The sequence below is a fragment of the Chryseobacterium carnipullorum genome (genome assembly GCF_003815695.1).
In the GTDB taxonomy this organism is placed as follows: Bacteria; Bacteroidota; Bacteroidia; order Flavobacteriales; family Weeksellaceae; genus Chryseobacterium; species Chryseobacterium carnipullorum.
Genome location: NZ_CP033920.1, coordinates 4,904,822 through 4,919,055 on the forward strand (window position 1 = coordinate 4,904,822; position 14,234 = coordinate 4,919,055).

9 protein-coding genes are annotated in these 14,234 nt (G+C 38.7%); 1 reads left to right on the plus strand and 8 read right to left on the minus strand.

The genetic code is table 11. The annotated features are described in order from the left end of the window. Positions 1-23 precede the first annotated feature (23 nt). From EG346_RS22255 to EG346_RS22265, 3 genes are read right to left on the minus strand one after another with little or no spacing between them, the layout of a single operon-like run. On the minus strand, positions 24-1,139 hold the full coding sequence (locus EG346_RS22255; RefSeq protein WP_123881750.1) for a SusE domain-containing protein: 1,116 nt from the start codon (positions 1,137-1,139) through the stop codon (positions 24-26). A 19-nt stretch (positions 1,140-1,158) separates the two neighbouring features. Next, positions 1,159-2,757, minus strand: coding sequence for a RagB/SusD family nutrient uptake outer membrane protein (locus EG346_RS22260; protein ID WP_181876087.1), 1,599 nt, complete (start codon positions 2,755-2,757; stop codon positions 1,159-1,161). Between the two features lie 12 nt (positions 2,758-2,769). Continuing rightward, a complete protein-coding gene (locus tag EG346_RS22265; RefSeq protein WP_123881752.1) occupies positions 2,770-5,523 on the minus strand; it encodes a SusC/RagA family TonB-linked outer membrane protein in 2,754 nt (917 codons plus the stop codon). A 329-nt stretch (positions 5,524-5,852) separates the two neighbouring features. Here EG346_RS22265 and metG point away from each other — a divergent pair, with 329 nt between their 5' ends. After that, entirely contained in the window at positions 5,853-7,892 is a 2,040-nt protein-coding gene (gene metG, locus EG346_RS22270) for a methionine--tRNA ligase (protein WP_123881756.1), read from the plus strand. Positions 7,893-8,101: 209 nt separating this feature from the next. Here metG and EG346_RS22275 read toward each other — a convergent pair whose 3' ends face one another. The 5 genes from EG346_RS22275 to EG346_RS22295 all read right to left on the minus strand — a co-directional run bounded on the left by EG346_RS22275 (position 8,102) and on the right by EG346_RS22295 (position 14,220). Then, positions 8,102-8,806 carry a class I SAM-dependent methyltransferase gene (locus tag EG346_RS22275; protein ID WP_123881759.1) on the minus strand — a complete coding sequence of 235 codons (705 nt, stop codon included), beginning with the start codon at positions 8,804-8,806 and terminating at the stop codon, positions 8,102-8,104. A gap of 320 nt (positions 8,807-9,126) precedes the next feature. Further along, positions 9,127-9,939: a siderophore-interacting protein gene (locus EG346_RS22280; protein ID WP_123881762.1), complete on the minus strand. Its 813-nt coding sequence runs from the start codon at positions 9,937-9,939 to the stop codon at positions 9,127-9,129. Positions 9,940-10,064: 125 nt separating this feature from the next. Next, positions 10,065-11,657, minus strand: a complete 1,593-nt coding sequence (locus tag EG346_RS22285) for an MFS transporter (protein WP_123881765.1) — start codon at positions 11,655-11,657, stop codon at positions 10,065-10,067. A gap of 116 nt (positions 11,658-11,773) precedes the next feature. Then, the gene (locus tag EG346_RS22290; protein WP_123881769.1) at positions 11,774-12,886 is read right to left on the minus strand and encodes an HlyD family secretion protein; all 1,113 of its coding nucleotides are present in this window, start codon (positions 12,884-12,886) and stop codon (positions 11,774-11,776) included. A gap of 23 nt (positions 12,887-12,909) precedes the next feature. Beyond that, a complete protein-coding gene (locus EG346_RS22295) occupies positions 12,910-14,220 on the minus strand; it encodes a TolC family protein (RefSeq protein ID WP_123881772.1) in 1,311 nt (436 codons plus the stop codon). Positions 14,221-14,234: the final 14 nt, after the last annotated feature.

Below are 14,234 nucleotides of genomic sequence, written 5' to 3' on the forward strand. Positions count from 1 at the left end.
TTTATCAACTTAATTGGTATATTTTATAACTTTGTAACAGTTAATTTGTAATACGCTGAATTGTGCAGATCCAACTCTATTTTATAGTTTCCTGCTTCGGATACTTTATAACCCGGATCTCCTTCTACTGTATTTTCAGCATTGAAATAGGTTTGTACAGCTTTTCCTGAGACCAAAGCCTGATCATCTTTTTTAGGCTGGAATTTCATTGCCCCATCATCATTAGCCCTGAATTTAAACACTCCGGTACTGCTCAGCATAATGGAGTTGATGACATAGGTTTTTGTAGCCGGACTATAAACAAAATCTGTATCTGACCCCCATCCTGTAGGGGTTGCATCACCAATTACTCCAAAATTGGCAAGCACAGAAGAATAAGTGTTGGCAGCCCAATCAACTTTCATGTAGAAGGTTCCTGCAGAAGCCGGCACAATATCTGCCCCGTCCGCAACCAGTTTTCCGGTTTTTGTTCCGTCATCACCTTTATTTCCCGGCCAATCCTGATTGATCGCAAATTTGTACTTCCCGTTATCACCTGTTGGATTGCTAATCCAAATAAATCCTCTGTAACTGTCATTTTTTTCAGGGGAAAACAGGTTAGGAGAATTAGCCGGAGTCCAGTTTGCATAACCTGCTGCCCCTGCATAGGCACCCGGCACATTGATTTTAGGATAGACGAGATCCGGATTTGGAGTATAAGGGGTTATTTTAAGCGTTATTACATTGGAATAAAAATACGCTGATCCTACAGATGTTTTTAATCTTGCCTCAATATCATTGACCACATCCGGAGTTGCTCCAATATTAAACATGGCAGCATTCACAGCGGCGTGGGTAGCAGAACCTGTAGTGACATCATTGGAAAAATCAATAGCAGCGCTTTTTTTAAAATTGTCTCCTTTAATTCCAAATTCTATTTCCTGACTTGGAACTACAGCAATATTAAATGTGGGTTTCGTCCATGTAAAATTGATAACAGCATCATTTGCAGTAAGTTCATTGAGAGTCAATATACTTTTATCAGCAGATACTTTACCTGTTACCGTTTCATTGATAACTGCTCTGTCTTCATCCTTTTCACAGGAAATCACCAGGATTCCCAATAGGGCAAGAGATAATATTCTGAATATATTTTTCATTTTCAACAGTATTTAAACGTTAGTATCCAGGATTCTGGATCAGATTAGGATTCGCAATAATGTCTTTATTCGGAATAGGGAAAAGGTTTCTGAAGCTTTCCACCGCTTTTCCATCTTTGACATTTCCTTTCCAAGGCCATAAGTAATCTCCGGTAGTATATTTGTTGAAACGTACCAGATCTGATCTTCTGGTTGATTCCCAAGATAATTCTCTTGCTCTTTCATCTAAGATGAAATTCAGATTGATTGAGGTTACATTTCCGGTCGTATTACCATAAGCACGCTCTCTTAACTGATTAACGTAGCTTACAGCAGTCGCCTGACTACCACCACCACCTCTGAGAACGGCTTCAGCATACATCAGATAAATATCTGCCAAGCGGTACAAAGGAATATCAGCTTCCACCCAGTTATCATGAGCACCAACAGATCCGTTGCTTTTGATATTTTTATACTTGATAAATGCATACCCATCAGTAAAAGATCCCAGGTCGTTTATTTCTAAATTCTGTCCCGCAGTAAAGAACCTTCCTCTTTTATCATTTCCATTGGTTGGAAAAAGAGCGACGAATGCTTTTGTCGTTCTGAGGCCACTCCATCCTCCATTGATTCCAAAATCAGAAGCCTTCATATCCCCACCAACTGCGGCATGAACCATATACGTTGTACCGCCGTTGGTTTGTGTGTTGATCCCGTCAAAATTGACACTTAAAATTTGCTCCGGATTATTGATATTGTTATCTGCAAGGAATAGATCATCATATTTTGGCTTCAAAGAATAACCCGCTGCAATAACTTTGTTACAATAGGTAATACAATCCGTATTTCTCTGGGTTCCGGTATATACTTCTGCATTTAAATATAATTTCGCGAGCAATGACCAGGCTGCAGCCTTATCTGCTCTTCCATACTCATTGGTTTTAGGGTCTTTCAATTCTGCTGCCACTGCGATCAATTCGGACTCAATAAAATTAAATAATGCTTTTCTTTCAATTCTCTGAGGTGGGTTTGCAGATCCGGGCAGGTATGTTTCATCTACGAAAGGAACGTTCCCAAACATATCGATAGCATGATAATAAGACTGAGCTCTTAGGAAACGGGCTTCTGCTTTCATTAATTTTGCCTGAGCAAGATTGTCACCGGTAATATTATTAGCCGCCAGTTTTTCATCGGTCAGATTTCTAAGGAATTCATTACAGAAAGCAATTTCCGTATAGACTCTATAGTACATGGCCGCAATAAATTCATTGGAAGAATCCCATGTCATTTTGTGAAGGGTGTGCAGGTTTCCATCGTTCCAGCCGATCACCGCCTCATCCGTAGTTAATACATTCAGATTGTAGAGTAATCTTGTATATTGTGAAAAACCTCCGTTGATCCCATTGATATCACTATCAGGCTGATCCCCGTCTCCACTGATCTGTCCTCCCATAGCAAGACCTCCATAAAGTTTTGCCAGAATATTCTTATAGTTCGAAAAGTCTTTATAGATACTTGCAGAAGTAACATCTGTGATAGGTTCTCTTTCAAGATCGCTGACACATGACGCGGCAGAAAGCAAAAACGCGGCAGAAAGAGGAAGTACTATATTTTTAAGTTTGATTGTATGTAGTTTCATCGTAATTATTATTTAAAATTGAAAGTTAAAGCCTAAAGAATAGATTCTGGGCATCTGATAGTATCCGTTGTCTATTCCTCCAAAAACCTCAGGATCTATGCCTGTATATTTGGTAATAACGAAAACATTCTGCGCCATACCATATATTTTCAGATTACTGCCTTTAGAGAAAATTTCTCCAAAATTATATCCAACATTGATGTTATCCAATCTTAAAAACGAAGCATTCTCTACATAAATATCTGATTTATATTGAGGTAAAGAGAATTTATATTCCGGTGCTGTATAGAATACGTTCTGAAGATATTCATTGGTAGAAGCAGACTGCAATGAACTGTTTGATGCTGCGTTATTGTATACATAATTTCCCAATACCGCTCTGGCGCTCAAAGCAAAATCCCAGTTTTTATGGGATACCTTAGTAGAAAAACCTAAAATAGCATCCGGGGTAGTAGATTTATAATAATACATATCTTTTGGCGTAATCGCGCCATCTCCATTCCTGTCAACATAGGCTCCGTCCACAGGTTTTCCGCTCGCATCATATACCTGCTGAAATACCCAGAAAGAATTGGGTGCATATCCCACTGCATGAGCCTGTATCTTATTTCCCGAACCTCCTTCAATGCCTCCAACTTCCATATTGAATGATTCATCTGCTCTGTCTTTCAGTTTGGTCACTATAGGTTTGTAGTGCGTAGCATTAAAACTTACTTCCCAGGTTGTTCTTTCATTTTTAACAGGAACCAATGTAATGCTTCCTTCAATCCCTTCATTCTTCATATCTCCAACATTCTGCCAGCTGGCATTACTTAAACCTCCGGCAGGCTCGTCAGCATATACCAATAAATCTTTGGTATCCTTTCTGAAAAGGTCGATAGATCCGGTAATTCTGTTATTGGAAAAACCATAATCCAATCCTATATTTTTAGTAACAGTAGTCTCCCAGGTAAGGTTTGGATTATAATTGGCAGGTCTGTACATAAAATAAAATTCATTTCCAAACTGGTAACCTGCTCCGGGATAACTTGGATTATAAGCTGCGAATGCAGGATAGTTATTGGGTTTATTACCATTCAGAGCCGGCAATTCTTGCTGTCCTGTTTTTCCCCATCCTGCTCTCAGTTTTAGTGTGCTGATTGCTGAAATATTTTTGATGAAATTTTCTTCGTTAAGCTTCCAGGCTAAAGAAACTCCAGGAAATACACCCCAAACATTATCTCTTGTCCCGTTGAAAAATCTTGAGGAACCATCTTTACGTACAGATCCTGAAATGATGTATTTGTTTGCCACTGTAAAAATGGCTCTTCCATAAAAAGAGATCAGCGTGTTTTGTGTTTCAAAATTTAGATCCTGCGCATTGATTCCGGTTCCTTTGTAAGTAATAGCGCCAGGAATAATGGTATGGAAATCCTGATAAGCATATCCGGCTGTAACATCCACTCCTGTATTGATAGCAGTTATATTCTTAACGTAATTAAAATAGGTTTCCAAAAGCTTATTCTTCTTTTCCATTGAATAGAAATTCGAGCTGCCTTTATCACCATAACCCTGTCTATAAATAGCATCTTTAAATTTATGCCCTTCACTCTTTGTATAGTCATATCCGGCATTTACATTGAAATGTAAATCAGGCAGAAAATGAAGTTTATAATCCAACTGAATATTTCCCAATCCTCTTGTCACTGATGATACGTCACGCACACCAGCCAGCATGGCTACGGGATTTGAGCTTGCATTCACATTATATCCTGTTGCAGATCCTGAATCCAGCCATTCATAATATCCTCCGTAGTTAGAATTCCCTGAATATATTGGCTGTGTAGGATCAAAATAGGTTGCTGCCTTGATCACTCCGCCATCTACAAATCGGTTATCGGTGAAAGTTCCTTTGGCATTCACATTCACAGATAAATGATTGTCAAAGAATTTAGGATTTAAATTCAATCCTACTGAAGTTCTGCGGAATGAATTTGTTCTTACAATACCATTTTGCTCGTTATAGCCTACAGATAAACGGTAAGGAAGACCTTTAATTCCTCCGGCAAGGGCAAGATTATTATCTGTTCCCCATCCCATCTGATAGATTTGATCCTGCCAGTTGGTATCTGCATTTCCCAGCTTTGTTTTGTAATTAGCAGGCGCATAGGTATTGACAAAATCTCTGAACTCCTGTGCATTCAATACATCTACAGTCCCCATTTTAGTAGACAGAGAAGCTACTGTTGAGAAATTGATCTTAAATTTTCCTGCACTTCCTTTTTTGGTCGTAATCAAAATAACCCCATTGGAAGCCCTGTTCCCATAAATTGCCGTAGCAGACGCATCTTTCAGGATGTCAAATGTTTCAATATCATTGGGATTAATTAATGATAAAGGATCTGATACTCCATTCATTCCAACAAAATCCTGTGGAACCCCGTCAATGACAATCAGTGGTGAGTTTTCTCCACTCAAAGAAGAAGTACCCCTGATCCTGATCTTGGTTCCTGACCCCGGAGCACCACTGTTGTTGGTGATCTGTACCCCTGGTGTTTTACCCTGGATTAACTGTCCTGCAGAAACAGCTCCTCCGTTGAAGTCTTTGGAACTTACTGAAGTAATAGAACCTGTAAGGTCAGATTTCTTCTGCTTCCCGTATCCAATCAATACAACCTCTTCGATTTTTTTCTCCTTGGTTGTAGAGTCTTGGGTCTGTGCATGTATCATTGAGCCCGCCAATAGAAAAGCAGGTGCAATTTTTAATACCGTTGTAAAATTTTTCACAATATCGTTTTTTTAGTTTCGTTTTTTAAGTAAAGCTGTCTGATCAGCTTTGCAATTTATAAAAAAATTAGAATTATTATAATATTATCAAAAATTAAGATAATTTTCCGTAAATTATTGGTCGATAAAACATTAAATATCTGTTTTACAAAACATTGCATTACTATATGCAAAACATAACACTATTAAAACTTAACAATAAGTTAAACAATTGTTTAACTAAATGTAATATTCAAGCGTTTCCGGAGATCAAAAAATTTATTAAACAGGAAGCTTACGGCATTTTCGGCAGATAATCCTTATCTTTGCAGTTAAAACTTTACTATAAAATGTCAAACAGAAAGATGATTACGGCAGCTTTGCCTTATGCAAACGGACCGGTTCATATAGGACATTTGGCAGGTGTATATATTCCTGCGGATGTCTACGCAAGATTTCAAAGAAGATTAGGAAAAGATGTAGCGTTTATCTGCGGATCGGATGAGCATGGAATTCCTATTACCATCAGAGCAAAAAAAGAGGGAGTAACTCCTCAGGATATCGTAGATAAGTACCACGAGATCATTAAAAAATCTTTTTCGGACCTTGGAATTTCATTTGATGAATATTCAAGAACGACGTCTAAAAAGCATTATGAAACGAGCCAGGATTTCTTCAAAGTTCTTTATGATAAAGGGAAATTCACGGAAGAAGTTTCAGAGCAGTATTTTGATGAGCAGGCCGGAGAATTCCTAGCAGACCGATATATTGTTGGGACTTGCCCAAACTGTGGCAATGAGAATGCTTATGGAGACCAGTGTGAAAAATGCGGTTCTACTCTGTCACCTTCAGAGCTGATCAATCCTAAATCGATGTTAAGCGGAAATGTTCCGATTTTGAAAGACACTAAAAACTGGTACCTTCCTTTAAATGAATATGAAGACTTCTTAAACGAGTGGATCATAGAAGGTCATAAAGATGACTGGAAACCTAACGTATACGGACAGGTTAAATCATGGTTAAACGACGGTCTTAAGCCACGTGCCATGACCAGAGACCTGAACTGGGGAGTTCCTGTTCCGCTTCCGAATGCAGAAGGGAAAGTGCTTTATGTTTGGTTTGATGCTCCAATTGGTTATATTTCTTTCACTAAGGAATGGGCAGAGAAAAACGGAAAAGACTGGAAAGATTACTGGCAGAGTGAAAGCAGCGACCTTGTTCATTTCATAGGAAAAGATAATATTGTATTCCACTGTATTATTTTCCCTGCGATGATGAAGGCTCACGGAAATTATATCATGCCGAAAAATGTTCCTGCTTTTGAATTCTTAAACCTTGAGAACGATAAGATCTCAACGTCAAGAAACTGGGCAGTATGGGCTCATGAATATGTAGAAGAATTCCCGGGACAACAGGATGTTTTAAGATATGCGCTTCTTTCATCCGCTCCGGAAACAAAGGATAATAATTTTACCTGGAAAGATTTCCAGACTAAAAATAATTCTGAACTGGTAGGTATTTTCGGGAACTTTATCAATAGAGTTGCTGTCTTAATTAATAAAGACTTTGAAGGAAAAATTCCTGAAGGAGATATTAATGCTCCTGAACTTGAAGAAATTAGCAAAAGAGCATCTGAGGTAAGAAATTTTCTTGAAAATTATGAATTTAGAAATGCCTTATCAGCATTCATGAATTTAGCAAGATTTGGGAATCAATATCTTCAAAATGAAGAACCTTGGAAAACGATTAAAGTTGATGTTGAAAAAACTAAACATACATTGTTTATTGGGGCTCAAATTTCTGTTGCTTTAGGAAATTTAGCCGAATCATTCCTTCCATTTACGGCTCAAAAAATCTACGATATATTTAATACTGAACAGCTTGATTGGACTTTATTAGAAAATTCGAAAGTTCTAATTAAAGCCGGACATAAGATTGTAGAAAAAGCTCCACTTCTTTTCTCAAAAATTGAAAACAGTGTCATCGAAGCTCAGATTGAAAAGCTTGAACAAACGAAACAAAACAATAAAAAAACAAACCCTAACGCCAACCCTATGAAAGAAGAAATTTCTTTTGATGATTTTACGAAAATAGACCTTAGAACTGCCACCATTTTAGAAGCTGAAAAAGTTGAAAAAGCGGATAAATTACTGAAGTTTAAAGTAGATACCGGGGTTGATATCAGAACTGTGGTTTCAGGGGTTGCAGAAAGCTTCACACCGGAAGAACTGATTGGAAAACAGGTGATGATCTTACTGAACCTTGCTCCGAGAAAGATCAGAGGAATTGAATCTCAGGGAATGTTCTTATTAACGACAAAACCAGACGGAAAACTGTCTTTCGTAACACCGGATGACAGCAATGTAGAAAATGGTATTGAGATAGGATAAACCCTACATTTCAGATAGAATAAAAGACACATGATTTTTTCATGTGTCTTTTGTATTTTTTATTCCGTCCTTAAAAAACGCAGTTTAAACTTAATGATCTTAAAAACTTAATTTTAATCTAATGGTCTAAAAGAGTAACCCTTAAGAAAGAGTTTAGTGATTAAGAGTATTAAGATTGTTTCGCTGTGTTCGCCATGACGAAGGACTATTTATATTTTCGTCAGTTTTGCCAGGTAAGAATCTTCCTCCTGTATTACTTTTTCTATGGCAAATCCGTTATTTTCTGCCGCATTTTTCAGGGTTGCAAAATCAAGATAAAGCCATTTGATTGGGTTTTCAGATTCTCCTTTATAATGAACGATATAATCCAGTTCGCCATAATAGCCACCTGCCGGAATATAAACGCCTCCGTCTTCATCACGGTCAAACATGTACAGAATATCTGTACTGTCGATAAGGATTTGTCCGCCTTCATTCACTAAAGTATGCAGCTTTTTGAGATAGGTGTCAATTTTTTCAAGACTTTCAAAAACTCCGGTTCCGTTCATCAGAAGCAGAACCGTATCAAAGGGATCTGCAGAAAAATCCAGCATATTTACACATACTGCTTTTTTGATCCCTCTCAATTTACAGACTTCAATAGATTTGGGTGAAATATCCAGTGCCAAAACATCAAGATCTCTTTCATTCTGAAGATACAAAGCATGGGAGCCTGCGCCAGCACCAATGTCCAGCACTCTTCCCTGAGCAAGTTCAAGTGCTTTTTGCTCAATATCATTCATATCTTCAAAATCTCTGAAAAGATAGTCTACCGGAAGCTCATCCAGTTCCGAGATTGAAGTTTCTGTCTGCAGATCCTCAGGATTCTCGTTGTGAAAATAATCCCAGATTGCTTTGCCCATTAAATCTTTCATTGTGGTCTTTAAAAGTGGCAAAGATAAGAGTTTCGGGTTCTGATTGCAAGTTGCAGATTTCGGGATTCGAGATGCAGAGTTTGAGTGACAGCGTTTTTACTTGCCTGTTGCTGGTTTGTAGTCATTAAGTTAATGAATAATCGTCTCATGTTTGACATCTATGCCTGATCTCGCTTCTGACTTATACATCTTGCTTATTGCTCTTGAATTAACCATTCACTTGCAAAGCAAAATTCACCATTTACATCCATATCGTGTAAAATCCAAATCAAAGAACATCGTTTTATACTGCAAAATACCTAAAACCTAGTATCTGCAACCTACCCCATCGAATCCTTCTCTTTATGTCTATCCTTTTCCGATTCATTCTCTGCTACGCCCGCTTTCCAGTAAGAGTAAGCATTGAGCTCCTGAGCAGTCCAGTTTTTTTCTTTTCTGAGGTAGGTACGGATTTCCTTGACGCTTGAAAACTCAGCTGCCACATATCCGAATTTAGTGGTTTCGGGGATAGCAATACTTTTTACAGTATCTGCCATTTCACTGCTGATATGGGGTGTAGCGTTATGAAGCCACCTGAATTCAATATCAGCTTGAGTCGGAAGAATTTGTTCATCTTCTTTTCCGTGAACTTCGATAATGCAGACTCCTTTTGCTGTTTCCGGGAGGGTTTCCAGCATAGCACTCAACACCGGAATAGCTATAGCATCACCCGCAAACAGGTACCATTCAACTTCTGGATACATTTCTTTTGCCTGCGTACGCATCATGATTCCTAATTTGGAACCTGGTCCCGCTTCTCTGGCCCATTTTGATGCGGGGCCGCCATCACCATGATCAACAAAATCAATGATCAGTTCATTCTTTTCAAGATCAATCCCTCTGTGAGTGTAGGTTCTTATGGCAGGTGCCACTTCTTTGGGAGGATATACCCATTGACGGTTTTCATCCAGAGTGGGGAAATGGACCTCATCCAAGCCCAAAGGAGGTACGGCAATCTTATTATTATCACCGATAGTGGTGTTTTTAAACAAATAAGCTTCGGGAGAATACAGATACACTCTGATGTAATGATCAGTGATATATTCTTTTCTAACTAGCTCTGCAACAATTCGTCCGGTTTGAATTCTTGTCATATATTCTAATTTTTATTCATACAAATTTAATTTTATTTTGTCTAAATAAAAATAATTAGTTAAAAAAAAGTAAAGCCCCACTAAAAATATATAGCAGAGCTTTACTCGTGAAAAACAAGGTATCTTTAAACCGCAGGCCCGGCTGCGTCTTTTATTTCTTCAACTAATTTTTTTCTTTCCCGAAGTCTTCTTCTGGCAATCACAGATTTACCGCCCAGAACTCTGATGAACCTCAAATACTGGAATCTTTCTCTTCCAAAATGATGCGTCATTACATACAGCAATACTCCAAAACCTGTCAAAATAATATATCCGAAGATCTTTTTGCCGGAAACAAGGATGGCATTCAGTTGAATTGTTTTCATATTCGCAGCTAATGTTTGAGGACTAACGGTCATACCGTCGATGTACACTGCAAGATCTCCTACTGCTGTAATCTGAAAACGGTACTGAAACCATGAATACAATGCTGAAAAGAATCCTACAGCCAGAAACGTTCTCCACACCAAAACAAGCCCGATTGCAGCCAACATATCATCCATTTCAAGTTTGTCCAGGGTATAAAACCATACTGAAATAAACAATGAGCACATTCCGTATCCTTTTAAAAACATAGGAAGGTACCAGTTCTCATAATTGAATTCTAAAACCATCGAAAAGTACATAATCAATGCATATCCCATCATCGCCGAAAATCCCGAGAAGATGTACATTTTCAATGGTATTTCTTTTTTAAACCAAACGACAGCAATCCCTCCTGCCAGAATAATTCCGGGGACCATAAGCAGATTCAGTCCTGCATTGGTCAGCTGATCATACCCAAGAACTCCTACGGCAAAGGTATTCTGAAGTGAAGTTGTTCCTAAGAACATTCCCAGCCACAAAAGCATAAACAGTCCATGCTGCACATTATTTTTTGTAAATATCTTAAATGATAAGTAAGGTCTTTTTAAGGTGAACTGGCGAACGACCAGCAAAGCAAAGCTTACGAAAGCAGCGATACTCGCATTCATAATATTTTTCGAATTCCACCAATCCTGCTGCTTCCCGAAAGAAAAAACATACGCAGAAAACATAAATGTAGAAACGAAAAACATAATGCTCATCCAGTCGATATAATGCAGCGGAACTTTTAATGCAAAGTACTTGTCATGCATAAAAATCCAGTGTATCAGAGCGAGAATGAAACATAATACCGCCGCTATCAGATAAAATTGCTGCCAGTTGTAGTGAATAGAAACTACCACAGCATAATAAGCTGCCACCTGGTTCATCACCAAAACAAAGGTGTAAAAAAGGCCGTAAAACATTCCTCTGTTTCCGATCATCATCATTAGCGGCAGAAACAGCTCTATCGTTACCATCATCTTTAGAAACCCGATAAACAGGGCGGTAAATACAAAGACCATAGGTTGCATTGTGGTTCCATTGATATAGCTCAACAAACCCAGAAGCACAAGAAGTACTGTCATTTTATCCCGCACCTTGAAGCGCATTTTCATTCTCAGAACGATGGGCATACAGGCCCCCATTCCTATTGTGGTAGCATAGTTGGCCCAAATAAAATATTCTGTCATCGCTCCTGTCCCGCTCACCAGATAACTGATGTTTCCGGTATAGACCCCACCAAGCGGCATCACTACTGCCAATAGCAGCACAATGAGCAGCATCTGTATGGGTTTGGGCACCCAGTCGCTATATAATCCTTTGTTGTACATGTTGTTTAGATACTAGATTTCAGATTTTAGATAACAGATAACAGACTTTATAACTCCGTTTTCACATCTTCATTCAACATCCAATGTCCGAAATCTGAGATCTGATCTCTTTTGTCTTAGTTAATATTTACATTCATATTCATTCCCGCGCTTAGTTTTTCCAGGTCTTCTTTTTTATTGGAAGCCGTGAACTCTATTCTTACAGGAATTCTTTGCTGTACTTTGATAAAGTTACCTGTAGAGTTATCTGTAGGAACACTTGAATATCTTGATCCTGTAGCTGCAGAAACAGCAGTGACAATCCCTTCAAATTTCTTTCCTCCCAACGCATCAGCAGTCATTGTCATCTTTTCCCCAATTTTCACATGAGGCATCTGGCTTTCCAGAAAATTAGCAGTTACCCATTTCTGACCATTCAGAACGATGGTGGCTACCTGTTGACCTAGTTGAATCAATTGTCCTTCAGAAATGGTTCTACGTCCCATAATTCCGTCATAAGGTGCTGTGATCACGGTATAAGAAAGGTTAATCTTAGCCATATCCAGGGCTGATTTTGTTCTTTTTATTTCTGCATCATTGATTCCTAATTTACTTTTCACCTCAGTGGTAGAAAGATTGGCAGACTGCTTCTGATTCACTAAGGTCTCATAGGCTGCTTTCTGTGCATCGTACTCTGTTTTGATCTGGTCATACTGCTGTCTGGTTACTGCTTCTGCGGCCAGCAGGTTTTTATATCGGTTTAAATTCTGCTCAGCATTCCATAGTCTTGCTTTTGCTCCTGCGATATTGGATTCCATCACGCTCACGTTGTTGGAAACGGTATTGACAGATGAGCTTGTGGCCGATCTTTGTGCCATCGCATTCTGATAAGCAGCTTCCGCCTGACCCAACTGGGTTAATATTTCATTCTGATCTAAAATCACAAGGGTGTCACCTTTTTTAACCTTTTGATGCTCAATGAATTTTATGTCTTTAATATAAGCCGAAACCCTTGTATTGATCGGGTTGATGAACTCCTCTACCTGAGCTGCTTCCGTATAGGTCTTATCTCCGATGTGAAAATATTCGCGGACCAGCCAGAAAAGACCGAATCCTATGACCAGAAAAACGATCGTATTGGAAATGATGGCTCTGATTTTATTTTTTTTATTCTGTTTCTTTTTAACAGCTGCCCCTGACTGTGCGGGAGCGGCCTGAGTATTTTGAGTAGTTTGTTCCTTGTTGTCCATTGTCTTGATTTTCAGTTTTAAAATTAAAGCGTTCCTGCAGCCTTCAGCAGGTTGTAATATTGATACAATACATTGATCTCAGCATTGGCAAAATCCAACTCTGATTGTAGTTTCTGGTTCTGCGCATCAATCATTTCAGCCTGTACAGCCAATTGATTCAAATATTTGGCTTCTGTGATTTTGTAGTTCTCTTCTGCCAGTCTTTTTGAATCATTCAGAATATCTGCCTGCTGGATCGATTCCTGGTATTTCACATACGCTGCATTCACTGCCATATCTACATTCTGCTGAACCAACGTCACGGCGTCACCTGCCTGTGTTTTCTGTAATTCACCAAGCTTTACCTTTTCTTTTGTCTTGTATAAATTATCAATATTGTAACTCAGTGAAACACCAGCCTGCCATCCTCCCGAATACATATCCAGAACAGGATTTCTTGTCATGACCGGACGCTGTAAGGTATAGCCTCCAAACCCGGATAGCGTTGGCATCTGATCTGTTTTAATGATTTCGATATTTTTATCGGCAACATCTATGTTTTTCTTAGCAGATTTTAGCTGAGGATTACTGTCGTGAGCAAGCTCTATGTAATAATCCATGCCAATAACTGATTCTTTGTCCGTTAAACTTTCAACAGGAACAATCTCTGTTTCAGAAGGTAGTCCTAAGGCAATGTTTAAATTATAATTAAGAATTTTTTTATTATTCATCAGGGTCAGGATTCCCTGATCCAGATTTTTGATCGCCAGTTCTCCACGGATGACCTCGTTACGGGTTACCATTCCTTGCTGATAGAACTTCTGAATATTTTTCAGACGTTCCTGTGCCAGCTTTTTATTATTCTGAAACACAGTTTCCTGATTGCCCATTTTATAGACATCCAGATAATTGGAGATCACGAGAAATTTTACATCAAGCTTGTTTTTTTCTAAATCCAGTTCAGAAAGCTGTTCACGAAGACCCGCCATTTCAATGGATCTGTTCACCAGACCTCCTTTGAAGATCAGTTGCGTGGCTTGTACCGCATAGGAGCTTCCGTAGTGAGGCATCGGAATATTGGTTGAGGTCGAAAAATCTTTGTCGATTGCTACAGCGTCACCCAAATAGAACTGACTGGTAGAAGCTGTAATATTAGGAAGCTTCTGAAGTTTTGCAATAGTTGTACTTTGTTTTGCAATGTCAATATTCTGGACAGCCACTTTTAACTGCTGGTGGTTTTTCACTGCCATATCGGCGGCCTCACCTGCGGTCATCTGTTTGATCTGTTGAGAAAAAAACAGCGCAGGGAATAGAGCTATCACTAGTGATAGTGCTGTTTTTACATTATTTGTCATTTTACCTTGTTTTA

Bases quoted from the DNA above. Each gene is read 5' to 3' on its own strand.
- EG346_RS22285 (WP_123881765.1), bottom strand. From the start codon at position 11,657: ATGTACAACAAAGGATTATATAGCGACTGGGTGCCCAAACCCATACAG.
- EG346_RS22280 (WP_123881762.1), bottom strand. From the start codon at position 9,939: ATGACAAGAATTCAAACCGGACGAATTGTTGCAGAGCTAGTTAGAAAA.
- EG346_RS22290 (WP_123881769.1), bottom strand. From the start codon at position 12,886: ATGGACAACAAGGAACAAACTACTCAAAATACTCAGGCCGCTCCCGCA.
- EG346_RS22275 (WP_123881759.1), bottom strand. From the start codon at position 8,806: ATGAAAGATTTAATGGGCAAAGCAATCTGGGATTATTTTCACAACGAG.
- EG346_RS22255 (WP_123881750.1), bottom strand. From the start codon at position 1,139: ATGAAAAATATATTCAGAATATTATCTCTTGCCCTATTGGGAATCCTG.
- metG (WP_123881756.1), top strand. From the start codon at position 5,853: ATGTCAAACAGAAAGATGATTACGGCAGCTTTGCCTTATGCAAACGGA.
- EG346_RS22295 (WP_123881772.1), bottom strand. From the start codon at position 14,220: ATGACAAATAATGTAAAAACAGCACTATCACTAGTGATAGCTCTATTC.
- EG346_RS22260 (WP_181876087.1), bottom strand. From the start codon at position 2,757: ATGAAACTACATACAATCAAACTTAAAAATATAGTACTTCCTCTTTCT.